Origin of the sequence: Mycobacterium sp. E2733, assembly GCF_001667585.1 — a bacterium.
In the GTDB taxonomy this organism is placed as follows: Bacteria; Actinomycetota; Actinomycetes; order Mycobacteriales; family Mycobacteriaceae; genus Mycobacterium.
Genome location: NZ_LZJZ01000008.1, coordinates 1 through 25,980 on the forward strand (window position 1 = coordinate 1; position 25,980 = coordinate 25,980).

28 protein-coding genes and 2 pseudogenes are annotated in these 25,980 nt (G+C 67.3%); 13 read left to right on the plus strand and 17 right to left on the minus strand.

The window, feature by feature from the left end; translation table 11 throughout:
• Positions 1-269: 269 nt before the first annotated feature.
• A complete protein-coding gene (locus A5678_RS00295) occupies positions 270-1,160 on the minus strand; it encodes an alpha/beta hydrolase (RefSeq protein WP_068036704.1) in 891 nt (296 codons plus the stop codon).
• 431 nt (positions 1,161-1,591) lie between these two features.
• Between A5678_RS00295 and A5678_RS00300 the strand changes: the two genes are divergently transcribed.
• Both A5678_RS00300 and A5678_RS00305 read left to right on the plus strand, forming a co-directional pair.
• Positions 1,592-3,523, plus strand: a complete 1,932-nt coding sequence (locus A5678_RS00300) for an NAD(P)/FAD-dependent oxidoreductase (protein WP_068036707.1) — start codon at positions 1,592-1,594, stop codon at positions 3,521-3,523.
• A 10-nt stretch (positions 3,524-3,533) separates the two neighbouring features.
• Entirely contained in the window at positions 3,534-4,559 is a 1,026-nt protein-coding gene (locus tag A5678_RS00305) for an alcohol dehydrogenase catalytic domain-containing protein (RefSeq protein ID WP_068036709.1), read from the plus strand.
• Positions 4,560-4,562: 3 nt separating this feature from the next.
• Here the strand turns inward: A5678_RS00305 and A5678_RS00310 are convergent, their stop codons facing one another.
• Together A5678_RS00310 and dtd are read right to left on the minus strand one after the other, a co-directional pair.
• Entirely contained in the window at positions 4,563-5,474 is a 912-nt protein-coding gene (locus A5678_RS00310) for a class I SAM-dependent methyltransferase (protein ID WP_068036712.1), read from the minus strand.
• 61 nt (positions 5,475-5,535) lie between these two features.
• Positions 5,536-5,967 (minus strand): D-aminoacyl-tRNA deacylase, encoded by a 432-nt coding sequence (gene dtd / locus A5678_RS00315; RefSeq protein ID WP_068036718.1) that lies wholly within the window; start codon positions 5,965-5,967, stop codon positions 5,536-5,538.
• A 48-nt stretch (positions 5,968-6,015) separates the two neighbouring features.
• On the opposite strand from dtd, the gene A5678_RS00320 reads away from it, so the two are divergent.
• The gene (locus tag A5678_RS00320) at positions 6,016-6,321 is read left to right on the plus strand and encodes an MTH1187 family thiamine-binding protein (RefSeq protein ID WP_068036722.1); all 306 of its coding nucleotides are present in this window, start codon (positions 6,016-6,018) and stop codon (positions 6,319-6,321) included.
• Here the strand turns inward: A5678_RS00320 and A5678_RS00325 are convergent.
• The gene (locus A5678_RS00325) at positions 6,318-6,812 is read right to left on the minus strand and encodes a macro domain-containing protein (protein ID WP_082945317.1); all 495 of its coding nucleotides are present in this window, start codon (positions 6,810-6,812) and stop codon (positions 6,318-6,320) included. The genes A5678_RS00320 and A5678_RS00325 overlap by 4 nt on opposite strands.
• A 34-nt stretch (positions 6,813-6,846) precedes the next feature.
• On the opposite strand from A5678_RS00325, the gene A5678_RS00330 reads away from it, so the two are divergent.
• Positions 6,847-8,121 carry a competence/damage-inducible protein A gene (locus tag A5678_RS00330; RefSeq protein WP_068036728.1) on the plus strand — a complete coding sequence of 425 codons (1,275 nt, stop codon included), beginning with the start codon at positions 6,847-6,849 and terminating at the stop codon, positions 8,119-8,121.
• Positions 8,122-8,124: 3 nt separating this feature from the next.
• Here the strand turns inward: A5678_RS00330 and A5678_RS00335 are convergent, their stop codons facing one another.
• Entirely contained in the window at positions 8,125-9,387 is a 1,263-nt protein-coding gene (locus A5678_RS00335; RefSeq protein ID WP_197501997.1) for an MFS transporter, read from the minus strand.
• Between the two features lie 50 nt (positions 9,388-9,437).
• Here A5678_RS00335 and A5678_RS00340 point away from each other — a divergent pair, with 50 nt between their 5' ends.
• The 3 genes from A5678_RS00340 (at position 9,438) to A5678_RS00350 (ending at position 11,300) form a co-directional block, all read left to right on the plus strand.
• Positions 9,438-10,502: an amidohydrolase family protein gene (locus A5678_RS00340; RefSeq protein ID WP_068036736.1), complete on the plus strand. Its 1,065-nt coding sequence runs from the start codon at positions 9,438-9,440 to the stop codon at positions 10,500-10,502.
• 79 nt (positions 10,503-10,581) lie between these two features.
• Positions 10,582-10,827 (plus strand): hypothetical protein, encoded by a 246-nt coding sequence (locus tag A5678_RS00345; protein WP_068036742.1) that lies wholly within the window; start codon positions 10,582-10,584, stop codon positions 10,825-10,827.
• Between the two features lie 80 nt (positions 10,828-10,907).
• Positions 10,908-11,300 (plus strand): phage holin family protein, encoded by a 393-nt coding sequence (locus tag A5678_RS00350; protein ID WP_068036792.1) that lies wholly within the window; start codon positions 10,908-10,910, stop codon positions 11,298-11,300.
• Here A5678_RS00350 and A5678_RS00355 read toward each other — a convergent pair.
• The 6 genes from A5678_RS00355 to A5678_RS00380 form a co-directional block, all read right to left on the minus strand.
• Positions 11,297-12,079, minus strand: coding sequence for an enoyl-CoA hydratase/isomerase family protein (locus tag A5678_RS00355; RefSeq protein ID WP_068036745.1), 783 nt, complete (start codon positions 12,077-12,079; stop codon positions 11,297-11,299). The two genes, A5678_RS00350 and A5678_RS00355, sit on opposite strands and share 4 nt — an antisense overlap.
• Complete coding sequence (locus A5678_RS00360) at positions 12,076-13,047, minus strand: FAD-dependent oxidoreductase (RefSeq protein WP_068036747.1); 972 nt, start codon at positions 13,045-13,047, stop codon at positions 12,076-12,078. Before A5678_RS00360 ends, A5678_RS00355 begins: the two co-directional genes overlap by 4 nt.
• Positions 13,048-13,063: 16 nt before the next feature.
• The gene (locus A5678_RS00365) at positions 13,064-13,660 is read right to left on the minus strand and encodes a hypothetical protein (protein WP_197501998.1); all 597 of its coding nucleotides are present in this window, start codon (positions 13,658-13,660) and stop codon (positions 13,064-13,066) included.
• Between the two features lie 104 nt (positions 13,661-13,764).
• On the minus strand, positions 13,765-14,259 hold the full coding sequence (locus A5678_RS00370; RefSeq protein ID WP_068036749.1) for an SRPBCC family protein: 495 nt from the start codon (positions 14,257-14,259) through the stop codon (positions 13,765-13,767).
• A complete protein-coding gene (locus A5678_RS00375) occupies positions 14,259-14,888 on the minus strand; it encodes a nitroreductase family protein (protein WP_068036752.1) in 630 nt (209 codons plus the stop codon). Before A5678_RS00375 ends, A5678_RS00370 begins: the two co-directional genes overlap by 1 nt.
• 11 nt (positions 14,889-14,899) lie before the next feature.
• Positions 14,900-15,382, minus strand: coding sequence for a carboxymuconolactone decarboxylase family protein (locus A5678_RS00380; RefSeq protein ID WP_068036755.1), 483 nt, complete (start codon positions 15,380-15,382; stop codon positions 14,900-14,902).
• Positions 15,383-15,510: 128 nt separating this feature from the next.
• Between A5678_RS00380 and A5678_RS00385 the strand changes: the two genes are divergently transcribed.
• Complete coding sequence (locus A5678_RS00385; RefSeq protein ID WP_231983540.1) at positions 15,511-16,248, plus strand: hypothetical protein; 738 nt, start codon at positions 15,511-15,513, stop codon at positions 16,246-16,248.
• 228 nt (positions 16,249-16,476) lie between these two features.
• Here A5678_RS00385 and A5678_RS00390 read toward each other — a convergent pair whose 3' ends face one another.
• Complete coding sequence (locus A5678_RS00390; RefSeq protein WP_068036762.1) at positions 16,477-17,076, minus strand: TetR/AcrR family transcriptional regulator; 600 nt, start codon at positions 17,074-17,076, stop codon at positions 16,477-16,479.
• Between the two features lie 106 nt (positions 17,077-17,182).
• On the opposite strand from A5678_RS00390, the pseudogene A5678_RS00395 reads away from it, so the two are divergent.
• Positions 17,183-18,737, plus strand: a pseudogene (locus tag A5678_RS00395) (phytoene desaturase family protein).
• 3 nt (positions 18,738-18,740) lie between these two features.
• Here the strand turns inward: A5678_RS00395 and A5678_RS00400 are convergent.
• The 5 genes from A5678_RS00400 to A5678_RS00420 form a co-directional block, all read right to left on the minus strand.
• The gene (locus tag A5678_RS00400; protein ID WP_068036765.1) at positions 18,741-19,346 is read right to left on the minus strand and encodes a YbhB/YbcL family Raf kinase inhibitor-like protein; all 606 of its coding nucleotides are present in this window, start codon (positions 19,344-19,346) and stop codon (positions 18,741-18,743) included.
• A 62-nt stretch (positions 19,347-19,408) separates the two neighbouring features.
• Positions 19,409-19,852, minus strand: a complete 444-nt coding sequence (locus A5678_RS00405; protein ID WP_068036769.1) for an SRPBCC family protein — start codon at positions 19,850-19,852, stop codon at positions 19,409-19,411.
• 35 nt (positions 19,853-19,887) lie between these two features.
• Positions 19,888-20,892 carry a zinc-binding dehydrogenase gene (locus tag A5678_RS00410; protein WP_068036772.1) on the minus strand — a complete coding sequence of 335 codons (1,005 nt, stop codon included), beginning with the start codon at positions 20,890-20,892 and terminating at the stop codon, positions 19,888-19,890.
• A 21-nt stretch (positions 20,893-20,913) separates the two neighbouring features.
• Complete coding sequence (locus A5678_RS00415) at positions 20,914-21,327, minus strand: SRPBCC domain-containing protein (RefSeq protein ID WP_068036775.1); 414 nt, start codon at positions 21,325-21,327, stop codon at positions 20,914-20,916.
• Positions 21,324-21,641: a helix-turn-helix transcriptional regulator gene (locus A5678_RS00420; RefSeq protein WP_068036778.1), complete on the minus strand. Its 318-nt coding sequence runs from the start codon at positions 21,639-21,641 to the stop codon at positions 21,324-21,326. Before A5678_RS00420 ends, A5678_RS00415 begins: the two co-directional genes overlap by 4 nt.
• Before the next feature lie 79 nt (positions 21,642-21,720).
• Here A5678_RS00420 and A5678_RS00425 point away from each other — a divergent pair, with 79 nt between their 5' ends.
• The 4 genes and pseudogenes from A5678_RS00425 to A5678_RS27700 form a co-directional block, all read left to right on the plus strand.
• Entirely contained in the window at positions 21,721-22,437 is a 717-nt protein-coding gene (locus tag A5678_RS00425) for an MBL fold metallo-hydrolase (protein WP_068036799.1), read from the plus strand.
• 251 nt (positions 22,438-22,688) lie between these two features.
• Complete coding sequence (gene aceA / locus A5678_RS00430; protein ID WP_068036781.1) at positions 22,689-24,977, plus strand: isocitrate lyase ICL2; 2,289 nt, start codon at positions 22,689-22,691, stop codon at positions 24,975-24,977.
• A 403-nt stretch (positions 24,978-25,380) separates the two neighbouring features.
• Entirely contained in the window at positions 25,381-25,599 is a 219-nt protein-coding gene (locus tag A5678_RS27405) for a hypothetical protein (RefSeq protein ID WP_068036788.1), read from the plus strand.
• A gap of 152 nt (positions 25,600-25,751) precedes the next feature.
• Positions 25,752-25,980 (plus strand): annotated as a pseudogene (locus A5678_RS27700) (hypothetical protein); the annotation flags it as partial.

The window sequence follows — 25,980 nt, forward strand, 5'->3', positions numbered from 1 at the left end:
GCCAACGCCGACATCGAATGGATCCCACCGCCCCACCAGGACCGCGGACAACCCCGCACCAACACCTTCCACCACCCGGAAAAAGCAATGGCGGAAGAAGAGTCCGCAGAAAAAGACCCGTGACCGCTGACGTCACGAAAGCTGCGTTGTCGGTCAATCGAAGCACGGCGGTTGGCCAGGCCCAAGGAGGCCGAGCACAAGGCGGTGGTCATCGGCCAACCGGCCGGCTGCCCGTTGAGGCCGTCTACTCAGTCAGCGGCTGCGCGCGCCTAAGGCTTCAGCGTCCGCACGAGGAACTCGGTCTGATCGGCGACCGCTCGCTCGAATTCCTCACCCACGTAAATGTCGAAATGTCCGACCGGATAGTGCTTGATCTCGTTGCGGGGTCCCCGCGCGGCCAGCTTGGCCGTCCGCTCTGCGGGCACGACCGAGTCCTGCTCGCAGATGCAGAACAGCGCTGGGCAGGGGAGCTTCGCTGCCTTCAGACCCGGGCGGTACATCCCCATCCGCAGCACGATCCGGGCGGCGACGCGGTTTTCCCATTGCGGGTCGACCGACTGCTCGAGGATCGTGGTCCAGCCGGATACCACATCGTCCTTGGTCATCACGCCGAAGCCGCCGGGCTGTGCTACGACGGGGATGTAATACGGCGCGGCGCGACGCAGCGCGGCGACCTGGTCGCGCAGCCCCGCGAAAGCGACCCGCATGATCGCCTTCAGCCCGAGCGCGGGCAGGGTCGCGAGACCATCGGTGAACGGGCACTGCGAGACGATCGCCGCGACCCGCCCGTCGGCCGCCCCGACGGCCAGCACGTGGCCGCCGGAGAACGAGCTGCCGAACAGGCCGACGCGCTCCGGATCGACCCAGTCGAGGTCGCGCGCGTACGCCAGAGCGCTGCGGAAGTCAGCGTGCTGGCGGGAGATGTCGAGCAGTTGGCGGGGCTCGCCGCCGCTGGCGCCGAAGTGTCGGTAATCGAACAGCAGCACCCCGATCCCGGCCGCGCAGAAGCGCTCGGCGTAGGCGGGGAGGCGCATCTCCTTGGTCCCGCTGAAGCCGTGCGCCATCACCATCAGCGGGCGCGGTCCCTCGAAGCCCTCAGGCCGGTACAGCCAGCCGGCGCACTTGTCGTCGCCGGAGGGGAAGGTGATATCGATGCGCATCGTTTTCTCCTCGCGGTTCGGCGTGGGTGGTCCAGCGGCGTTCCGCCCTCACCGGTGGCAGCGCTCACGGATTATTGCGACTGCGTCTCTGCGCCTTGCGCCGGATCCTAAACCGGTTGCGACCAGAAAAACCTCGATTTGTACACAGCACTCGGAGGTACAAGCACCAAATAGTTTGCCAACGGCGACACGGAATGGATCCCGCCGCCACACGCCCGCAAACGCGCGGTACCCCAGGATCGCGGACAACCCCGCACCAAGACTTTCCACCACCCCGAGAAGGTCCTGGGCCGAAGACGACGATGACGACGACCCGCCGTAGCGGTCCGGCTATTGATCCCCTCCCTCGCCAGCGGGTAGCGTAGTGCTGCCAATTACGACACGGCAAGTAGCGTAATTGGGAGGCCCCGTTCACCGAGAGGATCCGCCCGATGCGCAGCGCCTATGCCGGCGATCCCTTCACGACGTCCACGGCGGAGATCGAGACCGCCCTCGCGGATGTCAGCATCCCGACACTGTTGCTTTCGCTCGTGCACATCACCGGCGACCCGCGCTTTATCCGGGACTTCAAGCAGATGGGCGTCTTCCTCAACGAGATTCAGGGGTTCATGTCCGAGGAGGACAAGGCCCGGGCCCGCGCGGCCGCCTTGCCGGTGATCACCGACTATCGAGACCGCGGTTGTCCCGAGCCGAAGCCGCTGAGCATCGACCTCATTCGCGAAATGATGGACTGGGCGGCCTGTGAGCACGTGACCGACGACTATCTGCCGCTGGTGCTGGAAGAGATGGACCTCGACGGGGTCGATCCACGCCGCCCGCCGACCCTGCCGGCCGACCGCGCGGCCGATATTCCGGTCCTCGTGGTCGGCTGCGGCGAATCGGGCATCCTGGCCGGAATCCGGCTGAAGCAGGCCAACATTCCCTTCACCATCGTGGAGAAGAACGCGGGGCCGGGCGGAACCTGGTGGGAGAACAGCTATCCCGGCGCCCGCGTCGACGTGGCCAACCACTTCTATTGCTACAGCTTCGAACCCAACAACGACTGGACACATTTCTTCGCCGAACAGCACGAGCTGCAGGACTACTTCACCGAGGTCATGACGAAGCACGGTCTGGCCGAGCACGTGCTGTGGAATACCGAGGCGCTGGCCGCCGAGTGGGTCGACGACGACGCCACCTGGAGCATCCAACTGCGTGGCGCCGAGGGCCAGACGAGCACGGTGCGCGCTCGTGCCCTGATCACCGCGGTCGGTCAGTTGAACCGGCCCAACATTCCCGAGTTCGACGGCGCCGATAGCTTCGCGGGGCCGTCGTTCCACTCCGCCGCCTGGGACCACGCCGTCGACATCAGCGGCAAGCGTGTCGCGCTCGTCGGCGCGGGCGCCAGTGGTTTCCAGATCGCCCCCGCCATCGCCGCGGATGTTGAGCACCTCACCGTGTTTCAGCGGACCGCGCAGTGGATGTTCCCAAACCCGATGTATCACGACGAGGTCGGCGAGGGGATGCGCTGGGCCATGCGACACCTGCCGTTCTACGGGCGGTGGTACCGCTTTCTCGTGCTCTGGCCGGGATCCGACAAGGGTCTGGACGCCGCGGAGGGCGACCCCGACTATGCCGACCAGGAGCATGCCGTCAGCGCCATCAACGCCGCGGCCCAAATGATGTTCTCCCAGTGGATCACCAGTCAGATCGGTGACGGCCACGACCTGCTGGCCAAGGTCATGCCCGACTATCCGGCGTGTGGCAAACGGACCCTGCAAGACAACGGCAGCTGGCTGCAAACACTCCAACGGGACAACGTCGAATTGGTGCGCACGCCCATCCGGCGGATCGCCCCGCGCGGCATCGTCACCGAGGACGGCGTGGCGCATGACGTGGACGTCATCGTGTACGCCACCGGTTTCCGGCACACCGACGTGCTGTGGCCCCTGAAGATCACCGGTCGCGATGGCATCGACCTGCGGGAGATGTGGGGGAGCCGCCCGTACGCCTACCTCGGCATCACCGTTCCGAAGTTCCCCAACCTGTTCATCATCTATGGGCCCGGGACCCACCTGGCCCACGGGGGCAGCCTGATCTTTCAGTCCGAACTGCAGATGCGCTACATCGACCAGTGCCTGGCGCGACTGGCCGACCCAGACGTGCATTCGCTGGAGCCGAAGCCCGACGCCGCAACCGATTGGCACGAGCGGACGCAGACCCAGATCAAGAAGATGGTGTGGGCGCACCCGGCGGTCAAACACTCCTACTTCAAGAACGCCGACGGAGAGATCCACACCGTCAGCCCGTGGCGCCTCAACGAGTACTGGGCCGCGGTGCGCGAGCCCGACTGGTCACAATTCGTTGTGCGGCACAGAAAGTGAGCACGCCAGTATGCGTACGGTAGTCGTCGACGGGCCCCACAGCATCCGGGTCGACACCCGGCCCGATCCCACCGTTCCGGGACCCGACGGGGCGATCGTAGAGGTAGCCGCCGCCGGCATCTGTGGATCCGACCTGCACTTCTACGAGGCCGATTTTCCGATGCCGGACCCGATTGCGCTGGGCCACGAAGCGATCGGCACCGTCGTGGCGGCGGGACCGGAGGTACGCACCGTCAAGGCTGGCGACCTCGTGATGGTGTCCTCGGTGACCGGCTGCGGCGCCTGCGCCGGCTGCGCCACCCGCGATCCGGTCATGTGCCACAACGGCTTCCAGATCTTCGGCGGGGGCGTGCTCGGGGGCGCGCAGGCCGACCTGTTGGCCGTACCGGCGGCCGACTTCCAGCTGCTCAAGGTGCCGGAGGGCATCAGCACCGAACAGGCACTGCTGCTCACCGACAACCTCGCCACGGGCTGGGCGGCGGCGCAACGCGCCGACATTCCGTTCGGCGGCACCGTAGCGGTCATTGGCCTGGGCGCCGTCGGCCTCTGTTCCCTGCGCAGCGCACTGTTCCAGGGCGCGGCAACGGCTTTCGCGGTCGATCAGGTGCAGGGGCGGTTGGACCGAGCCGCCCGGTGGGGCGCAACGCCCCTCAAGGCGCCGGCGGTCGAGGCCATCCTCGCCGCCACCCAGGGCCGCGGCGCCGACGCGGTGATCGATGCCGTCGCCACGGACGCATCCCTTACGGACGCACTCAATGCGGTGCGGCCGGGAGGGACGGTTTCGGTTGTCGGTGTGCACGACATGAATCCGTTCCCGCTCAACGCCCTGGGTTGCCTGATCCGCAGCATCACGCTGCGGATGACGACGGCGCCGGTGCAGCGCACCTGGCCGGAATTGATCCCGCTGCTGCAGTCCGGGCGGCTCGACGTCGACGGCATCTTCACCACAACGCTGCCGTTGGACGAAGCGGCCAAGGGCTACGCGACCGCCGCGTCGCGGTCGGGTGAAGACGTGAAAATCCTGTTGACGCCCTAGCCCCTACCGTGTGGCGGTGATGTATTGGGACCGCATGAAACTGTCGATTTTGACATCGACGTCCGGCGGGGCCATCCCGTAACCGGCCTGCAGGTCGAGCGTGTTGCGGACGGGTTCGACCTTCCACCCGTGCGCGGCCAGCCGTTCCGCGGGATCGGTCTGCGGCTCGTAGGTCAGTGCGGAGAAATCGACGTCGCCGGACATATTGACGCCGGGATGCGCCGCCTCCAAGGCGGCCAGCTGGTCGTGGTCCAGGCGAGACCCTAACGCGCCGATCGCAATTCGGCTGCCGGGCGCACTGAGGCCGCTGATCCGGGTGAAGAGCGTGTTCTGGGCCTCATCGGTCAGGTAGGGCAGCACTCCCTCCACCGACCAGGCGCTGGGGCGTTCCACGTCGAAGCCTGCCGCTTCCAGCGTCCTCGACCAGTCGGTGCGCAGATCGGCGGCGACTTCGACCCTGGGGGCCTTGGGTTTGGCACCGTGCTGTGCGAGCACGTGCGCCTTGAATTCCAGCACCTTCGGCAGGTCGATCTCGAAAACCCTTGTGCCCTGGGTCCATTCGAGTCGATATGCGCGGGAGTCCAAGCCCGCGGCGACGATCACCGCCTGCCGGATGCCCGCCTCGCCGGCGGCGACGAAGAAGTCGTCGAAGAACCGGGTCTGCACGCCATAGAGGCGGGGAAAGGCCATCTCGTCCTCGGAGGTCCCCGGGTTGGCGAGCACCCCCGCCAAATACGGGTCTCGCGACGCCTCGATGAAGAGCTTGGCGTAGTCGTCCCGGACCAGCGGCTGCGGGCTCACGGCATGCAGCGCCCGCCACCCGGCCACCAGCAGGGCGGTGTAGCCCACGCTGCTGACGATGTCCCAGTGGTCATCGTCGGAACGGAGCGAGCCGAACTCGGGCGTCGCGCTCATGGTCGCCCCTTCCTCGATCGGCGCCGGAAACCGACCTATTCAACGTACCTGCAATCGCGGATCACAGCTCGAGAAGCACCGTGACCGGGCCGTCGTTGACCAACTCGACCTGCATGTGGGCGCCGAACACCCCGGTCTGGACCTCGGCACCCAGCCGCTCCAACGCCTCGGCGAACGCCGCGACCAGCGGCTCGGCGACCGCGCCAGGTGCGGCAGCATTCCAGGACGGTCGTCGGCCCTTGGCGGTGTCGGCATAAAGGGTGAACTGACTGACGACCAGGATCGGCGCGTTGACGTCGGCGGCCGACCGTTCGTCGGTGAGAATGCGGAGATACCAGAGCTTTTCGGCGAGCCGTCGCGCCTTGTCCAAGTCGTCGTCGTGGGTCACGCCGACGAAGGCCAGCAGGCCCTGACCGGCGGGCCGGATGCCGCCCACCACTTCGCCGCCGACCGCCACCGTCGCCGACGCGACCCGTTGCACCAAGACCCGCATGCGCCTTGATGCTGCCAGGCCCGACCCAAGGTTGGGTACGCTCGTTGAGTGTCCGTGCTTGTCGCGTTCTCCGTCACGCCCATGGGTGTGGGCGAGGGTGTCGGTGAGATCGTCGCCGAAGCGGTTCGGGTGGTGCGCGATTCCGGCCTACCCAATAAGACGGATTCGATGTTCACCGTGATCGAGGGCGAAACCTGGGCAGAAGTCATGGCGGTCGTGCAGCGAGCTGTCGAAGCGGTGGCCGCACGCGCGCCCCGGGTCAGCACGGTGATCAAGGCGGACTGGCGGGCCGGTGTCAGCGACGCGATGACGCAGAAGGTCGCCTCCGTCGAGCGCTACCTCGAAGACGATTAGCCGGCAACGGCGTCCCGGAACGCGCGCCCGGCCGCGTCGCCGTGAACCGCGAACACCACCTTCTCCAACGACTTCGGCTGGTGTCGCCGGACGGCGCCGACCATCACCCTCGCCGCCTCATCCAGCGGAAAGCCGCCGACGCCGGTGCCGAAGGCCACCAGGCCGAGGGTGCGGCAGCCCAGCTCGTCCGCCTTCCGGAGCGTGGAATCGGTGGCCCGCGCGATGATCTCCGCCGAGGTCGGGCCGCCGAGCTCCATGGTCGCGGCGTGGATGACGTAGCTCGCCGGCATGTCGCCTGCCGTCGTCTCGACCGCGTCCCCGAGCCCGATGGGCGCCTTTTCGGTCGATTCTCGCTGCACGTCGGGGCCGCCGGCGCGGACAATCGCCGCGGCGACCCCGCCACCGTGCCGCAATTGTGTGTTGGCCGCGTTGGTGATCGCGTCGACTTCGAGCTTGGTGACGTCGGCCTGCAAGACTTCTAGCTCGATCATCGGCTCATTGTCTCTCAGCCCTGCCAGTAGGCTCATGGCGGTGAGCGCGCGCGCAGGAATCGTCGTCACCGGAACCGAAGTCCTCACCGGTCGTGTCCAGGACGCGAACGGCCCGTGGATCGCCGACCGCCTGTTGGAGCTGGGTGTCGAGCTGGCGCACATCACGATCTGTGGCGACCGCCCGGCGGACATCGAGGCGCAGCTGCGCTTCATGGCGGACCAGGGCATGGACCTGATCGTTACCAGCGGTGGCCTTGGACCCACGGCCGACGACATGACCGTGGAGGTGGTGGCGCGGTTCTGCAACCGCGAGCTGGTGCTGGACGACGAGACCGAGAACAAGATCGCGAACATCCTGAAGAAGCTGATGGCGCGGTTCGAGGGCGTGGACTTCGAGGCGGTGCGTGCCGCCAACCGCAAGCAGGCGATGATTCCCGCCGGGTCGCAAGTGCTCGACCCGGTGGGCACCGCGCCCGGCGTGGTGGTGCCCGGCAAGCCGACGGTCATCGTGCTTCCGGGCCCGCCGCGCGAGCTGCAGCCCATGTGGCACCGGGCGATCGAGACGCCCGCGGCTCAGCAGGCGATCGCCGGCCGAACGCTCTATCGGCAGGAGACCGTGCGAATGTTCGGGTTGCCCGAGTCGGGTCTGGCCGAGACGCTGCGCGACGCCGAGGCGTCGGTGCCCGGCTTCGAGTCGCTCGAGATCACCACCTGCCTGCGGCGGGGCGAAGTCGAGATGGTCACGCGTTACGAGCCGGACGCCGCCGCCAGTTACGCGAAGCTGATGCAGCTGGTGCGTGACCGACACGCACAGCAGCTGTTCTCCGAAGATGGTTCTACGGTGGATGATCTGGTCGGCCGAGGACTGGCCGGCCGGAGGATCGCGACCGCCGAGTCCTGCACCGCGGGGCTGCTGGCGGCGCGGCTGACCGACCGGCCCGGATCGTCGGACTATGTGGCCGGCGGGGTGGTGGCCTATTCGAACGACGCGAAAGCGGAACTTCTGGGCGTCGATCCGGCGCTGATCGAGGCCCGCGGCGCGGTGTCCGAGCCGGTGGCCGAGGCGATGGCGGCCGGCGCGCTGCGCCGTTTCGGCGCCGACACGGCCGTCGCGATCACCGGCATCGCCGGGCCGGGCGGGGGAACTCCCGAAAAGCCGGTGGGCACAGTCTGTTTCACCGTCACAATTGCGGACGGACGCACGGACACCCGCACGTTGCGGTTGCCCGGCAACCGCTCCGACATCCGGGAGCGCTCGACGACGGTGGCGATGCACCTGCTGCTGCGCCTGCTGAGCGCCGCTGGCTAGCGCTCACGTCACTTCGGTTGGCAGGAAAGCGCTTTCGGTGGTGCCGAACCGGATTCCGGTGGCGTCCTTGCCGATGAAGGTCAGGAACGCCACGGCGATCAGCACCGGCACGATCGTCGCCGCCAGGGCAAAGGGATAGCCGCGCGACTCGGCCAGTCGTTCCTGGATGGGGAGGTTGAACGCGGCCAGCAGGTTTCCGAGCTGGTAGGTGACTCCGGGGTAGAGGCCGCGGATGGCGTCCGGCGACATCTCGGTCAGGTGGGCGGGAATCACGCCCCACGCGCCTTGGACGAACAGCTGCATGAGGAACGAGCCGAGGCACAGCATCGCCGCCGTTCGCGAGTAGGCGAACAGCGGAACGATCGGGAGTCCCAACAGCGCGCAGAAGATGATGGTGTAGCGGCGGCTGAATCGCTGCGACAGCGTGCCGAAGAACAGGCCGCCGATGATGGCGCCGAGGTTGTAGACGATGACGATCCACTTGACGGTCGCGCTGGACAGGGCGGCGCCGTGGTTGGCGGTCGACGTCAGGAAGGTCGGGTAGACGTCCTGAGTGCCGTGGCTCATCCAGTTGAAGGCCGTCATCAACAGCACCAGATAGAAGAACCGCCGAATGATGGCTCCGTCGCGCAACACGTCGCGGATCCTCGTGCTGGTGATCCGCATCTGATCCTGCGCGGCTTCCCATACCTCGGATTCCTCCACCCGGTAGCGAATGATCAGGCTGACCAGCGCGGGGACAATGCTCAAAGCGAACAGCCATCGCCACGACAACCCGAGCCAATTCATCACCACCAGCGAGGCGACGCTCGCCAACAGGTAGCCGAACGCGTATCCCTCCTGCAAGAGCCCCGAGAAGAAGCCGCGGCGCTCCACGGGGACCTTCTCCATGGCGAGCGCGGCGCCGAGGCCCCACTCGCCGCCCATGCCGATGCCGTAGAGCAGGCGCAGGATCACCAGCACGGTGAAGTTCGGGGCGAACGCGCACAGGAAGCCGACCACGGAGTAGAACATCACGTCGACCATCAGCGGCAGCCGCCGACCGACGCGGTCGGCCCACAGCCCGAACAGCAGCGCGCCGACGGGACGCATGATCAGGGTGGCCGTGGTGACGAAGGCGACCTCCGCCTTGCTGTGGTGGAACGTCTTCGCGATGTCGGCGTAGACGAGCACGACGATGAAGTAGTCGAACGCGTCCATCGTCCAGCCCAACAACGCCGCGATGAACGAGTTTCGCTGATCGGCGGTCAACCGTTGAGTTGTCACGTCAGCATCGTGCAGTACCGAGCGCGATGGCGCGAGAGTAAGTTGCGAACATGCGCATCATCGACGCCGACGGACACGTTGCCGAGAACCCCTCGCTGGCAATCGAAGCGATCAAACGCTGGCCGCAGCACGTCAAGCCCGCCGCCGACGGCAGCCGGCTGACGTTCGAGGGACGCAGCTACCCGGAGGATCAGGGCCCTGGTGCCGGTTGTCCGCCGGAGCACGGCATCAGCAAGGCGCCGGACATCAACTGCCGATCGACCGAAGGCGTGCTGGGCGATGCCGACCGCGACCACATCGACACCATGGTGCTGTACCCGAGCCTGGGGCTATGCGCCCCGACGCTCGAGGATCCCGAGTTCGGGGCCGGCTTCTCCCGGCTCTACAACCAGTGGATCGCGGATTATTGTGCCCCGTCGGGTGGACGGTTGCGCGGCGTCGCGGTAACGCCGATCGAGCACGGCCAGGCGGCGATCGACGTCATGACCGAAGCGAAAGAGCTTGGGCTGGTGGCGACTCTGGTTCCGCCGGCGCTCAAGACCCGTAATCTTGACCATCCCGACCTGGACGCCTTTTACGCCGCCGCGGTCGATCTCGACATGCCGCTGGGCATTCACGGCGCCCCGGGCATTCACCTGCCGAAGATCGGTGTGGACCGCTTCACCAATTACATTCAGGTGCACTGCATCAGTTTCCCGTTCGACCAGATGACGGCCATGACGGCGCTGGTCTCCGGCGGCGTCTTCGAGCGGCACCCGCGGTTGCGGGTCGCCTTCCTCGAGGCGGGCGCGGGTTGGGTCCCGTTCTTCATGGATCGCCTGCACGAGCACTACGAGAAGCGGGGCGATTGGGTCGAACGCGGCTGGCGGCGCGATCCCCACGAGTACCTGGCCGCCGGCAACATCTGGGTGACGTGCGAGCCGGAGGAACCGATCCTGCCCGGGGTGATCGACGTGCTCGGCGCCGACTTCATCATGTTCGCCAGCGACTACCCGCACTGGGACGGCGAATGGCCGCAGAGCACCAAGCACCTGCGGACACGCCCGGATATCAGCGAAGACGCCCGGGAAAAGATCGGCGGGCTCAACGCCGAGCGCTTCTACAACTTGAATTGAGTGCCTGCGCAATGCTCGTAGCAGACGGCCCGATAGCCTCGAGAGAAAGCAGGCGGTTTTTGGGAGGCGACGATCTGAGATGACTGACAAATGGTTCTCCGATAGCAGCGCGCCGGGACAGTTGACCCTCGCGGATCTGTGCGACCAGATCGAGCAGAAAATGCACCTCAACGCGGACAACCAGAAAGCCCCGCAGGAGTTCCCCGATTGGCAGTCGTGTGTGGCAGATCGGGACGCCACTATCTATAAGTTGAGCGCGGCCATTGTCAACCTGTGCCAGATGGTGAAGTACCTGGCAGCAGAGGGGCAGCACGGCAACGCTTAGCAGCGAGCGGTCGGCGAAGCCGAACGCCTCGTGGCAGATTCGGCTGCCCTTCGTCCATGCCTGGTGAGAAGATCGTCGGCATGGGCCCTTTTCTGCTTCGCGCCGCGCTGACCGGTTTCGCGCTATGGCTGGTCACGAAGTTCGTCCATGGGATCACGTTCGTCGGCGGTGACACGAAGCTGGAGCGGGTCGGCATCATCTTCGTCGTCGCCGTGATCTTCGGTCTGGTCAACGCGTTCATCAAGCCGATCGTCCAGCTCTTGTCGATCCCGCTGTACATCCTGACGCTTGGGCTGTTCCACATCGTCGTCAACGCGCTGATGTTGTGGATCACCGCCCGGATCACCGAGCACACCACGCATTGGGGTTTGCAGATCGATCATTTCTGGTGGACGGCGATCTGGGCCGCGATCGTGTTGTCCATCGTGAGCTGGGTGCTGTCGCTGATCATTCGGGACGTCAGCCGGCGCTAGCGGCCCTGCCACCGCGGCGGCCGCTTCTCGGCAAAGGCCCGCGGGCCCTCCTTGGCGTCCTGGGTCTCGAAAATGCGGTCGCTGTGCCGGGTTTCGTTGTCATACGCCGACGCGAGGTCGAGCGCCAATCCCTCCACGGCCGACTGCTTCGTCGCGAACACCGCGAGCGGGGCGTTCGCCGCGATGCGCTCGGCGTAGTCGTACGCGGTATCCATCAGCCGCTCCGGCGGGACCACGCGGTTGATCAGCCCCATCGTCAGCGCCCGCTCCGCGTCCACCATGTCGGCGGTCAGCAGCAACTCCATCGCCAGCGGGTAGGGCATCTGACGCGGCAGTCGCACGGTGCTGCCACCGCCGGCGAAAAGGCCCCGCTTGGGCTCCATCACCGCGAATCGCGCGGCGGGCACCGCCACCCGGATGTCGGTGGAGCTCAACATTTCGAAGCCGCCCGCGACGCAGGTGCCGTTGATCGCGGCGATGATCGGCTTGTAGACGGGAAAGCGGTGCAGGACGGCGTGGATGGCGTCGTCCTTGTTCCACCCTTCGGGCTGCGGCAGATCACCGGTGAGCTCGGGGATGAACTTCTTGAGGTCGGCCCCGGTGCAAAAGTCTTGTCCCACACCGGTGATCACGGCCACCCACGCGCTCGCGTCGTCGCGGAACGCCGCCCACGCGTGGGCCAGGTCGCGGAAGTGTTCCATGTCCAGCGAGTTGCGGGTTTCGGGGCGGTTGATCGTGATGGTGGCGACATGGGCGTCCAGCGCGTAGTCGATGCTCACCGCGCCTCCCGCTGGGCGGCGAGGCGGACCACGTCGCGCGCGCAACCCCACGACAAGGTCACGCCGTTGCCGCCGTGGCCGTAGTTGTGGATGCAACGCGCTCGCCCGAGCGGTTCGGCCTCCACCCGCACCGAGGCGCGGTCGGGACGCAGCCCGGTGATGATCTCTATCACCTCGGCTTCGACGAGCCGTGGCTCGATCTGGCGGCAGCGGTGCAGGATTCGTTCGGTCACGTCGGGATCCGGGGTGGTGTCCCAGCGGCCGGGGATGCTGATGCCGCCGCACACGACCCGCTGCGGGTGGGGGAAGTAGCAGGTCCATTCCGGCCCGCCGTTGATTTCCAGAAATAGTTGCCGCAGACCCGGATTGGTGAGCACGACGTGCTGACCGAACAGAGGGCGCAGCTTGTCGTCGCCGGTCAGGGACGCCGCGGCGAGACCGGCGCAGTTGACCACGATCGGTGCGGCGTCGGCGACCTCGGCCAGTGACCGCACCGGACGCTCCTCGATCGCGCAGCCGGCCGCGGCCAGCCTCCGGGTCAGGTAGTCGAGATACTGCGGCATGTCGATCATCGGCAGCGTGGCGCGAAAGCCGTTGCCATAGCCGTCCGGAAGTTCGGTCGGGTCGGCGGGGCGCAGGCCGGGGATCAATGCCGCGGCGGACGACATCGCCTCGGCCGCAGTCAATTCACCGACCGCCATCGCCGGAGCCAGTTGAACGCCGGAGGCCGGGTCGTCCGCGAGTTCGCGGAAGACCCGCAGGGAGTGTCCGGTCCAATCCAGCGTGTCGCTGGCGCGCTCCGCCGGCCGCGGCGGCAGCCATACCGCGCCCGCCACCTTCGAGGTCGTGTGCTGTGGCGTGGCGGCCGTCCAGACTCGCACCGACCAGCCGGCCTCGGCCAGGCATACGGCCGACGTCAGACCGCTGACACCGGCACCGACGACGACAATTTGCTGCGCACTGGCCACGGCCCGTCAGGAACCGTCAGGAGTGGGGAGCGGGCGAGGGAGGCCGCTGTCCGCCCTGTCCGCCGAGCAGGCCGTTGAGGAGGCCGAGCGCGCTCTGCACACCGGCGGGAGGCGTGTTGGGCGGTGGGACGGCGTCCGGGGTCAGCTGCCAGGGCTGGCAACCCGACGTCTTGAACGCCTTGTCGGTCGGGTCGATCTGCACCACCTGAGGCTTCTTGGTCATCGAATTGTCGATGATGTTGCCGTCCGGATTGCCCATCCGCTTCCAGTAGCAGGTGCCGTTGTCGAGGGGCCCCGCGGAGCTGTAGATGCCCGGCACAATGTCGGACCCGACGTTGTAGATGCCGTCCTTGTCGATGCTCGTCTTCGGTTCCGGTGCCGGTGAGGCGGCCGGTGAGGCCTCGGCAGACGGCGCGGGGGAGGCGGCCGGCGACGGCGCCGACGAGGCGGCGGGAGAGGGTGCCGGTGCGGCCGACGAGGGTGGCGGTCCCGGCGCGGGTCCCGTCGGGTCCGGGTCGGCCCCCGCAACGCCCACCGACACTGCCCAGCCCGCAATCATCAACCCCGCGACGGCCAACCGTCCGGCCGTAGGTACACCAGCCTCAAACCCCATAGCACGTCAGCGTACCGGGCTGAACAGCCAAATTCACGTAAAGCGGCATCGGTCGGCCGGCGCCCCCGTACGCGTAACCCATGGTCACGGCGCCGACGAACCCCTTATGCGAGGCGCCGAACTCGGCCGGCATAACCGAGCGCGTGCTCATAGGTATCCAGATTGTCGCGAGAAATCTTCGCGTGCACGGGGCGCTCGAGGAAGAACCGCAGCAGCGGGTTGTAGGCGTGGTAGGTCTCGTGGAAGGTCAGCACGGTGGTGCCGTCGGGCTGCTCCTCGAGCCGGTGATAACCCTCGGCCCGGGACCACAGCGGCGCGCCGACGGCCACGTAGCGTGACAGCTTGTTGGTTTCGGCCTCGGTGACCGTCTCCCACGACCGTGCCCGGCCGCCCGACAGCAGGTACTTGGGCACCGGGTAGACGCAGGTGCGGACCAGGCCCTCGCCGGCTTCGTTGCCCTCGTTGAGGATCTCCATGCTGCCCGTGGGCCATTTGAGGACCCGCGGCCGCGGCGTGTTGGGCGGCGGGGGCGGATGCAGCACCCGCCACACCTTCGCCGGCGGCGCATCGACGTGAAATCGCACGGTGTAGGACTGCATCAGCCGTCTCCCCAGCTATCCCAGAACGTGACGGTTTCCGCGGGCGGCCGCACGGCCGGCCGGAAGTCGGTGCCGATCGTGTAGGCCACCGGGAACAACGCGGCCTGCGTGACCGTGTCCGGGATACCGAGCAATTCGGCCACTTCTTTTTCCTTGGCCAGATGCATCGTCGTCCACACCGATCCCAGCCCCCGCGACCGCAGGGCGAGCAGGAAGCTCCAGCCGGCCGGAATGATCGACGCCCAGGCCGACGCGGCGGTCAGCAGTGTGGAGTTGTCGATGCGGTTCGCCAGGCACGGGATCACATGCACGGGAACCTTGTCCAGCGTCTCGGTGAGGGCCAGCGCGCCGGCGTACACGCGCCGGGTCTGCGGATCGGACGCCTCCTTGGTCGCGTAAGCAAGGTATTCCGCACCGATGCTGCGATAGATCTCGCCGATTGCGGCGCGCTTGCCGGCGTCGGTGATCACCAGCCAGCGCCAGTCCTGCGCGTTGCTCGCCGTGGGCGCCTGCATCGCCAGCCGGATGCACTCGAGGATCACCTCGCGGTCGACCGGCCGGTCCAAGTCGAGGCGCTTACGCACTGACCGCGTCGTCGTCAGCAGTTCGTCGACGGTCGCCAGGTCCATCCGGTTCCTTACTAGAGATCGATTGCGCAGGACTGGTCGACGCCCAGCACGGTCAACGAGCGCCCCAGGCCGAGAAACACCGCGACGCAGAGGGTGAGATCGAGGATCTCGGGGTCCGAGAACGACTCCCGCAGCCGCCCGAAGAAGGTGTCGTCCAGCGAAGCATGGTCGGTGGCGAAGCGCTCGGCGTATTCGATGGCAAGCCGTTGGCGCGCCGTGTAGCCCGGGTAACTGGCGTGCGCCGCGACGTTGTCGTAGAGCTCCGGCGCGACACCGGCGTCCAGCACGGACTGGGCCCGAAAACCCGAGCAGGCCACGCAGTCGTTGATCTGGGCGATGCGCATCCTGGCCAGTTCGCGCTCGTCGGGCGGCAGAACGCTCTGCTGGTATGCGCCGCGGATCATCCGCTCCACCATGTCGCCGAGTTGCGGCCGTAGCGTCCAGATCATGGCGGCTTCACCGCCCGGGCCATCCGGCACGTTGAGACGGGCCATCGGCGACTCCTGCCCGGTGAGGTATTTACTGAGTCGAGCAAACCAGTTCCCAACTCGGCTGTCCAGGGCGCGATGCGCACCCGTAGACCCGACAACGCGTTCGGAGTTACCGTCTCGACGTGCTGTTCATGCACGAGGTGCACAAGGTGCGCGGCCGCTGTGAAGACGACTTCGAGGCCGCGTTCCGGCAGGGCTGGCTGCCCATGCTCGCCGCCGCTGACGACGCCCGATTGCTGTGGTACGCCGGCCACGCCCAGGGCAGCGGGCCGTCCTACACCGTGGTGACCGTCACCGCGGTCCGGGACGGGGCGGCGTGGGAGCGCCTCGCGCTCCGAGTGCAACGGGGTGATCTGCAGGCGTGGATGCGCGAGCTGGACGAACTGCGCTATGACGTCGACGCCAAACTGCTGGCGCCGCTGCCGTGGTCGCCGCTGCAGGATCTGCCGTTGGCGGAGGTGCCGGTCGACGGGCGAGAGCACGACCTCAGCCTCTACATGGAAGACACCATGTGGCCCTACCCGGACAAGTTCGACGAATACATCGCTCGAAGCGGAGATGTCTACGCTCGAAGCCTTCAGCGGCCGTCGTCAATCTATCGGCCCCTGTCCCACGCGCCGGCCAGGATGCGCATCCTCGACATCCAGGCGTGCTTCCAGGTGGCACATGGGAGCAATCGACGCCGAGAGGCCATGCTGTGGCAGAAGATCGATGACTCCAACAACTACGCGGCGCTGGTCCACCTGCTGACCAAGGAGATCCCGCAGGAGCACCGGGCGCCGGGCAGCTACATGTTCGACGCCCTGCAGTACCGCGACCAGTGGCAGAGCCGCCTGCTGCGGACGTCGGACTGGTCACCGCTGTACTGAGCCCGGCCCGGTCGCGCGATTGAGGATTCTGCCGCCACCCCGGCGTCCGGTTCGTCATGCTGCGCAAAGCCCCCACCAGCCCGGTCTCGATAGCGTTCTTGCCGCGCCGCTTCGTCGAGGCGGCGCGCGAGAGCGCGCGAAACGTTTGAGTGTGCGCTGACGGCTTTGAGTGTGCGCCCACGGCGGCCTTCGTCGGCGTGTCGCCACCGTGGGCGCACACTCAACCGATCAGGCGAGCGGCGCAAAACCCGAGCGCAGCAGCTCCAGGCTGGACGCGACGAGCGCGCCGAGATCGCCGGTGCAGCCATTGCGGCCCCAATTCTCCACTGCCACAACGAGGGCGGCCGCCACGGCTGAGCCGGTGACCTCGGCGAGCAGATCGATGTTCGCCACGCCGGGGTTGCGATCCCTGACGAAATCCGTCAGCACCCGGGCGAACGACGACTGCACGACACGCAGATGGCTCGCGACGCGCTCCGCGCTGATCAACTCCGCGCGGGCCGTCGCGGCCTGGCGGACCACTTCGAGGTCGTGCGGGAAGGCCGCGACGCTCGCCAGCACCGCATCGAATAACGACTCGGAGGCGGGCCGCTCGGCGAGCGCCTCGGCCAGCCACGCCAGCTGCGTCTCGTAATCCTGGAAGAGCACCGCCTCCTTGGTGGGGAAATGGCGAAAGAAGGTCCGTTCGGTGACGCCGGCCTCGCGGGCCAGCTCGGTCACGGTGACGTTGGTAAATCCCTTGCGCACAAAGCTTTTCAATGCCGCTTGACGCAGCGCCTCGTGCGTCGATCGTCGGCGTAGCTCATGACGGTTGGTCGGCGCGTTCATTCCGCTGGAATGGTATCCCAGCCGGCCGAAATTAGTCAGGACTGACATCTTCCAATCATGTCAGTACTGACATATTCTTGTCACGCGCCAATTCAGGGAGGACGCCATGTCGGACTACGACGCGATCGTCGTGGGAGCGGGCACTGACCGCGGCCGCGGTCCTGCAACGCGCGGGCCTGCGAACCCTGTGCCTGGAAGCCAACACCTACGCGGGGGGCATGGCCGCGACCGTCGAGCTGATCGACGGCTTCCGGTACGAGATCGCCGGCTCCGTCCAGTTTCCGACGGCGAGCCGGATCACCAAGGATCTCGGGCTGGACACCCTGCCCACGGTGGAGCCGGAGGTGATGTCGACCAACATCGGCGACCACGGCGAGGAGCCGATGGTGTTCTACCGCGACCCGATGCAGCTGATGACGCACCTGGGCTCCAAGCACGGCATCGAGGCCGTCACCGGCATGGCCGAGTTGATCGGGTGGAGCCAAGGGCCCGCAAAGGCACTGGGCCGCTTCGATGTTCGCACACCGCCCAAGACCCTCGACGAGATGTACGCCTGCGCGGCCAATGACGCCGAACGACGCGCCATTCACGAGATGCTGTTCGGGTCGGCGATGGACGTCATCGACCGCTACCTGCCCGACAAGGACAGGCACGCGGTCATGCGCGGGATGCTCGCGTTCCTGGCCGTCAACTCCACCTACCGCGGCCCCTACACGCCGGGCAGCGCCACCTGCCTGGCGTTCGCTCTGGCGGTGCCGGACGACAGCACGGCGATGATGACCAAACTCAAGGGCGGCATCGGCGCGCTCACCGAACACCTGCGTGAGCTCTTCGTCTCGCACGGCGGTGAGATCCGCTTCCGCAGCAAGGTGGAGGAGATCCTGGTCGACCGCGGCGCGGTGACCGGGGTGCGCCTGCGCGACGGCTCGACGGTTACCGCGCCGATCGTGGTGTCCAACCTCGCGCCGGACGTCACGCTCACCGAGTTCATCGCTCCCGAACACGTGCCGGCGGAGCTGATCTCGCGCGTTTCCGGCCGCGACCACCGCGCGTCCTTCGTGCAAATCCACTTCGCCCTCGACGGACTTCCCGAATTCGCCCCACCGTACGAGTTTTTGAACGAGGAAGGCATGCAGCAGTCGGTGGGGATTTTCGGGTCTCCGGAGGAACAACAGCTGAACTGGGAGAACTGCCGTCGGGGGGTGGTGCCGGACAATCCGTCGATGGGAATGCAGATCCCGTCCGTACACGATCCGGGCATGGCGCCGCCCGGTAAACACGCCGCGAGCGCCTACGCGTACGCCTTCCCCGTCGAGGTGGACCGCCACGATCACGGGCAACTCAAAAATGTGATGGCACAGCGTGTTATCGACAAGATCACCCGACTGGCACCGAATTTCAAGGACATCGTGATCCGTCACATCACGTTTGCGCCGTACCACATGAACACGATGTTCGGCGCACCCGCCGGCGACTTCTGCCACGGGCTGCTGCATCCGGATTTGATGGGTCCGAACAGGCCCGGCCCCAAGGGATTCCTGGACTTTCCAATTCCCATCGACGGCCTCTACCTCGGCGGTGCGGGATGCCACGGCGGGCCCGGCATCACGTTCACGCCCGGCTATAACGCCGGCTATCAGGCGCTCGAAGACATGGCCTGACGCTCAGCCCCCGAAGGTTCCGGTGAGCTGCGCCTGCGCGGTCGCGGCGGCGCCAATCGCCTGTGCCGCCTGGACGCCTGCGAGCCCGTCGGGCAGGCGGTAGTCGTTGGGAAGCTGGTAGAGCGTGAACCGGTAATGGTGCGTGCCGGTTCCGGACGGCGGACAGGGACCTTTGTATGCGGACTGTCCGCCGGTGTTCGGCAGCGTGGTCGCGCCGGCCGGCGTCTGACCGTCGGCGGTGCTGCCGGAACCGGGCGGGATACCGACCACCACCCAGTGCACGTAGAGGCCGTTGACGGCGTCCGGGTCGTCGACCACGAGTGCCGCCCCCAGCGGCGCCGACCATGTCAGCGGCGGCGCGATGTTCGCACCCTTGCACGTGTACTGCACGGGGATCGGCGCACCGTCGAGAAACGCCGGACTGCTGATTGTCAACGGCGCGTTGGCGGGGGCGGCCGGGGCGGTCCGCCCGAGTGTGGTGACCTTCGGATTCGACGGCGCCGTCATCCGCGTGTCACCATGGCCGCCGCAGCCGGCCACCGCGACGATCGCCAGCGCACCGGCGACCGATGCGACCCGCCGCAGGTTGCTCACGGGTTTCGGTTTCATATGGACAGTGTCGCTCGCGCGGCGGCCATCCGGAAGCGCCCGATTTGACGGCCTGGGCGCCGCTACTTGCCGCCCTTGCGCTCCAGTACGCGTTTGCGCAATCCCTTGGTGGCCGTGTCCATGAGGCTCTTGGACCCCCGCTTGATCAAGAACCCGGGCACGGGCATCAGCAGGTCGACGGTGAGATCGAAGCTCACCCGGGTGGAGTCTCCGTCGGGCGTCAGCGTGTAGCGACCGTCCTGCGCGCGTTGCTGTTTGGCGCTGACCAGAGTCCAGCTGACACCGTCGTCGTGAACGGTGTACGCCAACTCCTGCTCGTCGCTGACACCGACGAGTTTGACCACTTGCTTAGACCTGGTGGGGTGGCCCTGATCGTCCCGCTCGAGAACCTCCACCTTCTGATGAACCGAGGACCACTCGGGCAGCGATTCGATGTCGAACAGCACATCCAGGATCTCATCCGGTGTCGCTTCGATGACGACCTCGCGGGATTCGGTGACAGCCATGCAGGATAGATAACCACTGCGGCGCCGCTAAAAACTCACGGCACCAATACCACCTTGCCGATGTTCTCCCGGGCCGCAAGGATGCGGTGCGCCTCCGCCGCCTCGGCGAACGGCACCGCCGCATGGACGACGGGAGCGATCGTCCCGTCCCCGAGCGCCTCGGCCAGCGGAGTGATCCACGGCTCGAGCGTGCCGCGGTCGTCCCATAGCCGCAGCATGTTGAGGCCGATCACCGCCTTGGACTCCGAGAGTTGGTCGATCAGGTTGAACCCGCGCAGCATCGCCAACGCGTGCGGGGCGGCCGCCCGCAGCGAGCGCTTCTCGCCGTGCTGCAGGTTCGACACCCCGTACCCGACCAGCCTTCCGCCCGGCCGTAACAGCGCGTAGGACCGCCGAAGCGATGTGCCGCCCAGCGCGTCGAGCACCACGTCGTACGCATCCAGGTCCCGCCACCATCCGTCGCGGCGGTAGTCGATCGCCCGGTCCACCCCCAGTTCGGCCAGCTTCTCGTGTTTCGCGGGTGACGCGGTGCCGTGCACCTCGGCCCCGGCGGCCTTCGCGAACTGGATGGCCGCGATGCCTACCCCGCCGGCGGCGGCGTGCACCAGCACCCTCTCACCGGCGCGCAGCGACCCGTAACCGTGCAGCGCGGCCCACGCGGTCGCGTAGTTGACCGGGACGGCGGCGCCCTGTTCGAAGCTCATCGCGGCCGGCAGCGGCACGGAGTCGCTCGCGGCCACGTTGACGATCTCGGCATAGCCGCCGAAGCGGGTACCCGCCAGCACGCGGTCGCCGACGCGGCCGGGATCGACACCGTCGCCGACGGCCTCGACGGTCCCGGCGACTTCGTAGCCAACGACCGCCGGGAGCTTCGGCGCGTCGGGGTACATGCCGACGCGGGCGAGGTGATCGGCGAAGTTCACGCCCGCCGCGCGCACCGCCACCCGCAGCTGTCCCGGGCCCGGCGGCGGCGGATCGGGCCGCTGCTGGACCCGCAGCACCGACGGAGCGCCGCGCTTCGTGATGACGACTGCGCGCATCGCGAATCCTCCTCTCGGCGCTCAGGCCAGCGTGAGCGCGTCGGCGAGGCGGGGCAGGACGACCTCGCGCCAGCCGGGACCCATCTGGTCGAAGGCCTCGACCATCCATCGGTTATTCATGTCAAACCCGCTGTGCTCCAAGAACACTCGCGTACCGCTGCCCTCCGGCTCGAGACGCCAGCTGAGCGTCCAGGCGGAGGTGAAGGTATAGACGAAGCGGTGCGGCGGATCGACTTCGAGCACCTTGCACGGCTGCTTGCCGTAGCCCGGCATGTCGAGGGTGAACTGGTGGCCCGCCACCGCGGCGACGTCGCCCTCGGCCCACCACAGACGCATCAAATCGGGCTCGGTCAGCATCCGCCACACCTTCGCCGGTGGGGCCGCCACGAACTGGTCCACCCGGATGGTCGCGGGCGTCGACGTCGTTTCGGTCATTCCAACTCCTCTGCCGCCTCGGCGAGTTTGGTCAGCCGCGCACGCCAGAACTTCTCGAACGGATGTAGCCACTCACCGAGCTGTGCCAGCGGTTCCGCGGTCAGGTGGTAGATGCGGTGGCGCCCCTGCGGCTCGTCGGCCACCAGCCCCGCGTCGCGCAGCACCTTGAGGTGCTCGGCCACCGCTGGGCGGCTGAGGTCGAACCGCTCGCTGAGCTTCCCCGCCGACAGTGGCTGCTCGGACAGGATCTCCAGCAACTCCCGCCGCACCGGGTTCGCCAGCGCGAGGAAGACGCGCTCGGTGCTGACCACCATCGGACACTACGTCGGCCGATTCCGACGTGTCAACTATTTCCGACGTATTTGGCCCGGCGCCGGGCGCTACCTTGCTGGTGTGCATCTCGCCTGGGAGCGGTTGGCGGCCGGCGTGCATCGCTGCCGGCTGCCGTTCTGCGACGTCACGGTCGGACTCGTGTGGGGCCGCACCAAGGTATTGCTGGTCGACACCGGCACGACGCTCGCGGAGGCGGCCGCGATCGACGCCGGCGCGCAACGGCTCGCCGGCCGCCCGGTCAGCGATATCGTGCTGACCCACAACCACTTTGACCACGTGCTGGGTTCCTCCTTCTTCACGGACGCGGAGATCCACTGCGCGCCCGAGGTGGTCGAGTACCTGTCGGCGGAAACCGACCGGATGCGCGACGACGCGTTGCACCACGGCGCCGACACCGCAGAGATTGACCGCGCGATCGCGGCCTTGCGGCCCCCGCGGCGCGGACTCTACGACGCCGCCATCGACCTCGGCGGCCGTACCGTGACGATCGCCCACCTGGGCCGTGGCCACACCACTTCCGACCTGGTGGTGGTCGCCCGGGGGGGAGCCGACGACCCGGTCGTCGTGTTCACCGGCGACCTTGTCGAAGAGTCCGGCGATCCCGCGATCGACGCCGACTCGGATCTGCCGGCCTGGCCGGCCACCCTCGAGCGGCTGCTCGCGGTAGGCGGGGCGGACGCCATCTACGTGCCGGGCCACGGAAGGGTCGTCGACGCGGAGTTCGTCCGTCGCCAGCGGGAGTGGTTGACCCGGCGCGCGGCCGACGATCCGGGCTGAGCCGGGGCTGCGTTCGTCTCGAAAGCCGTTGTCCCGCAGGCCGTTGCCGCCATCGGGCGCCCCGGCGAGCCGGGGCGGCGCACGCCGAGATCGCCCGGCCCCCGCCTCGCGGCGGGTTCGTGCGGTCGCCCGCTTGCGGATACAGGCGTCCGGCAACAGTTTTGGGATGGGTCTTTCGGCCCCTGATTGAAAGGTCATCTCCGGGGATAGACTCCGTCCAGGGGAATCGTGCTGAAGAGGAGCGTAGGGCCATGGCCATCATTGACTCGGACACCGAGGTCCGGACATCGTTCGAAGACGACATCGCTGCCACGCAGCGATACATCGACGGCCCGCGCTTCGCCGGCATCACGCGCCTCTACACGGCCCGCCAGGTAGTCGAGCAACGCGGCACCATCCCGACGGACTACCCGGTGGCACGCAACGCGGCCGCCGCCTTCTACGACCGGCTGCGCGAGTTGTTCGCCGCGAAGAAGAGCATCACGACATTCGGGCCCTACTCGCCCGGCCAGGCGGTGGCCATGAAGCGGATGGGCATCGAGGGCATCTACCTCGGCGGCTGGGCGACCTCGGCCAAGGGCTCCACCACCGAGGATCCCGGTCCCGACCTCGCCAGCTACCCCCTCAGCCAGGTGCCCGACGACGCGGCGGTGCTGGTGCGCGCCCTGCTCACCGCCGACCGCAATCAGCAGTACCTGCGCCTGAACATGACCGAACGGCAGCGCGCCACCACACCGGCGTACGACTACCGCCCGTTCATCATCGCCGACGCGGACACCGGCCACGGCGGTGATCCGCACGTGCGCAACCTGATCCGCCGCTTCGTCGAGGTCGGTGTGGCCGGCTACCACATCGAGGACCAGCGTCCGGGCACCAAGAAATGCGGACACCAGGGCGGCAAGGTGCTGGTGCCGTCGGACGAACAGATCAAACGGCTCAACGCGGCCCGGTTCCAACTCGACATCATGAAGGTGCCCGGCATCATCGTCGCCCGCACCGACGCCGAGGCGGCCAACCTCATCGACAGCCGCGCCGACGAGCGCGACCAGCCGTTCCTGCTCGGCGCCACCAACCTCAACATCCCTTCGTACAAGGCTTGTTTCCTGGCGCTGGTCCGGCGCTTCTACGAGCTGGGAGTCAAGGAGCTCAACGGCCACCTGCTCTACGCTCTCGCCGAGTCCGAGTACGCCTCCGCCACCGCCTGGCTCGAGCGCCAGGGCATCCAGAGCCTGATCTCCGACGCCGTGAACGCCCGGCATGAGGACGGACAACACTCGATCGACGACCTCTTCGACCAGGTCGAGTCGCGATTCGTGGCGGCGTGGGAGGACGATGCAGGGTTGATGACCTACAGCGAGGCCGTCGCGGAGGTGCTGTCGTTCGGTGAGACCGAAGACGAGTCGCCGCGCATGACTCCCGACGAATGGCGCCAATTCGCGGCCCGCGCGTCGCTCTACGCCGCCCGGGAGAAGGCGAAGGAACTGGGCGTCGATCCGCCGTGGGACCCGGAGTTGTCGAAGACCCCGGAGGGCTACTACCAGATCCGCGGCGGCATTCCGTATGCCATCGCCAAGTCGCTCGCGGCCGCGCCATTCGCTGACATCCTCTGGATGGAGACGAAGACCGCCGATCTCGCCGACGCCCGCCAGTTCGCCGACGCGATCCACGCCGAATTCCCGGAGCAGATGCTCGCCTACAACCTCTCGCCGTCCTTCAACTGGGACACCACCGGGATGACCGACGAGGAGATGAAGCGCTTCCCCGAGGAGCTCGGGAAGATGGGGTTCGTCTTCAACTTCATCACCTACGGCGGGCACCAGATCGATGGCGTCGCAGCCGAGGAGTTCGCGACGTCGCTGCAGCAGGACGGCATGCTGGCGCTTGCTCGGCTGCAGCGCAAGATGCGCCTGGTCGAGTCGCCCTACCGCACCCCGCAGACCCTGGTCGGCGGGCCGCGCAGCGACGCGGCGCTGCAGGCGTCGTCCGGGCGTACGGCGACCACCAAGGCGATGGGCAAGGGCTCGACCCAGCATCAGCACCTCGCGCAGACGGAGGTGCCCAAGAAGCTGCTGGAGGAGTGGCTGGCGCTCTGGAGCGAGAACTACAAGCTCGGCGAGAAGCTGCGGGTGACCCTGCGACCCCGCCGCGCCGGTTCGGACGTTCTCGAGCTCGGCATCTATGGCAACGGGGACGAGCAGTTGGCCAACGTCGTCGTCGATCCCATCAAGGATCGGCACGGCCGCAGCATCCTGCAGGTGCGTGACCAGAACACCTTCGCCGAGAAGCTGCGCCAAAAGCGCCTGATGACGCTGATCCACCTCTGGCTGGTGCACCGGTTCAAGGCCGACGCGGTGTACTACGTGACGCCGACCGAGGACAACCTCTATCAGACCGAGAAGATGAAGTCCCACGGGATCTTCAGCGAGGTCTATCAGGAGGTCGGCGAGATCATCGTCGCCGAGGTGAACAAGCCACGCATCGCCGAGCTGCTGACACCCGACCGGGTGGCGCTGCGGAAGTTGATCACCAAGGAAGCGTAGGGAGCGGACGCCGCCGTTCCGGTGACGCAGGTAACCGGTCCCGCCGATTCGGGCCTGTAGCGGCGTGTCACGCCTCGAACGCGGTATCCAATTTACGAATAAGAAAATTTCTTAATGTCTTGGGAGTTCATTCCCGCATAGCAACAGTTGTCCGAGGATACGATTTGGAATCGCCGATGGCCCATTAGCCCGAGATGGGCCATCGGCACCCAACGCTCCCGCTCTTGGTTGCGTTTTCCCGTTGCCCCAGCAGCGATCACCGCCCTTCGCGACGCGTTCGCGGACAGCCGCCCAGCCGTAGCTGACGCGCAATGTTTCTTTCTGCAATAGTTGCACAGGGGTAGGTTTGTGGGTATGGATGCGCGCCACTCGTGCGACGCGCTGGGGCAGGAAGGAGCGGCTGATGAAGGTGCAAACCAGGACGGCGGCTGCCGTGTTCGGCGGGATGACGGTGGTGGCGTTGACGGTCGGATTCGGTGGGGTAGGCGCCAGCCCGACGGACGCTGCGGTGGCACCGGCGACGCACTCGTCGTCCAGCGTCGTGCCCGCCCCGCCCCAGTCGACCGGCGCCGGCGTCCACCCGGCCACGCTTGCCGGCTGCGTGTCCGGTCTCGACTGCTAGTCGAACCCGCTTTGTTCGATGGCCCATCCCGGTGATGGGCCATCACCGTTCGTGGGTAGAAGTCACCCCCTCCACTCCCGTTTGCCCGGGCGCGTGCCGGGGTAAGAGAAATGAACCAGTTGCCGTGGTGCAAGTGGGGATTGGGGACTTCGATGAGATCTGCAGCCAGGACTTCGGTCGCGCTCTTCGGCGGTGCCGCCATGCTCGTGTTCGCGGTGGGATGCGGTGGTGGCAATAAAGGGCCGAGCAGCAGCACCACCACTACCACCACGACGACCACGCCGTCGTCCAGCGTGGCTCCCTCCACACCGGGCGGCGGCGGTGGCGCGCCGGGCCCGCCGCCACCCGTGGGGCCGCCCGGCGGGCCGACCGGTGGTGGTG

Coding starts and splice junctions, on each gene's coding strand:
- A5678_RS00305 (WP_068036709.1), top strand. CDS start 3,534: ATGCGTACGGTAGTCGTCGACGGGCCCCACAGCATCCGGGTCGACACC.
- A5678_RS00350 (WP_068036792.1), top strand. CDS start 10,908: ATGGGCCCTTTTCTGCTTCGCGCCGCGCTGACCGGTTTCGCGCTATGG.
- A5678_RS00390 (WP_068036762.1), bottom strand. CDS start 17,076: ATGAACGCGCCGACCAACCGTCATGAGCTACGCCGACGATCGACGCAC.
- A5678_RS00365 (WP_197501998.1), bottom strand. CDS start 13,660: ATGGGGTTTGAGGCTGGTGTACCTACGGCCGGACGGTTGGCCGTCGCG.
- dtd (WP_068036718.1), bottom strand. CDS start 5,967: ATGCGGGTCTTGGTGCAACGGGTCGCGTCGGCGACGGTGGCGGTCGGC.
- A5678_RS00345 (WP_068036742.1), top strand. CDS start 10,582: ATGACTGACAAATGGTTCTCCGATAGCAGCGCGCCGGGACAGTTGACC.
- A5678_RS00295 (WP_068036704.1), bottom strand. CDS start 1,160: ATGCGCATCGATATCACCTTCCCCTCCGGCGACGACAAGTGCGCCGGC.
- A5678_RS00325 (WP_082945317.1), bottom strand. CDS start 6,812: ATGATCGAGCTAGAAGTCTTGCAGGCCGACGTCACCAAGCTCGAAGTC.
- A5678_RS00370 (WP_068036749.1), bottom strand. CDS start 14,259: ATGCAGTCCTACACCGTGCGATTTCACGTCGATGCGCCGCCGGCGAAG.
- A5678_RS00340 (WP_068036736.1), top strand. CDS start 9,438: ATGCGCATCATCGACGCCGACGGACACGTTGCCGAGAACCCCTCGCTG.
- A5678_RS00420 (WP_068036778.1), bottom strand. CDS start 21,641: ATGGTGGTCAGCACCGAGCGCGTCTTCCTCGCGCTGGCGAACCCGGTG.
- A5678_RS00385 (WP_231983540.1), top strand. CDS start 15,511: ATGCACGAGGTGCACAAGGTGCGCGGCCGCTGTGAAGACGACTTCGAG.
- A5678_RS00400 (WP_068036765.1), bottom strand. CDS start 19,346: ATGAAACCGAAACCCGTGAGCAACCTGCGGCGGGTCGCATCGGTCGCC.
- A5678_RS00330 (WP_068036728.1), top strand. CDS start 6,847: ATGGCGGTGAGCGCGCGCGCAGGAATCGTCGTCACCGGAACCGAAGTC.
- A5678_RS27405 (WP_068036788.1), top strand. CDS start 25,381: ATGAAGGTGCAAACCAGGACGGCGGCTGCCGTGTTCGGCGGGATGACG.
- A5678_RS00300 (WP_068036707.1), top strand. CDS start 1,592: ATGCGCAGCGCCTATGCCGGCGATCCCTTCACGACGTCCACGGCGGAG.
- A5678_RS00380 (WP_068036755.1), bottom strand. CDS start 15,382: ATGGCCCGTCTCAACGTGCCGGATGGCCCGGGCGGTGAAGCCGCCATG.
- A5678_RS00405 (WP_068036769.1), bottom strand. CDS start 19,852: ATGGCTGTCACCGAATCCCGCGAGGTCGTCATCGAAGCGACACCGGAT.
- A5678_RS00310 (WP_068036712.1), bottom strand. CDS start 5,474: ATGAGCGCGACGCCCGAGTTCGGCTCGCTCCGTTCCGACGATGACCAC.
- A5678_RS00410 (WP_068036772.1), bottom strand. CDS start 20,892: ATGCGCGCAGTCGTCATCACGAAGCGCGGCGCTCCGTCGGTGCTGCGG.
- A5678_RS00415 (WP_068036775.1), bottom strand. CDS start 21,327: ATGACCGAAACGACGTCGACGCCCGCGACCATCCGGGTGGACCAGTTC.
- A5678_RS00375 (WP_068036752.1), bottom strand. CDS start 14,888: ATGGACCTGGCGACCGTCGACGAACTGCTGACGACGACGCGGTCAGTG.
- aceA (WP_068036781.1), top strand. CDS start 22,689: ATGGCCATCATTGACTCGGACACCGAGGTCCGGACATCGTTCGAAGAC.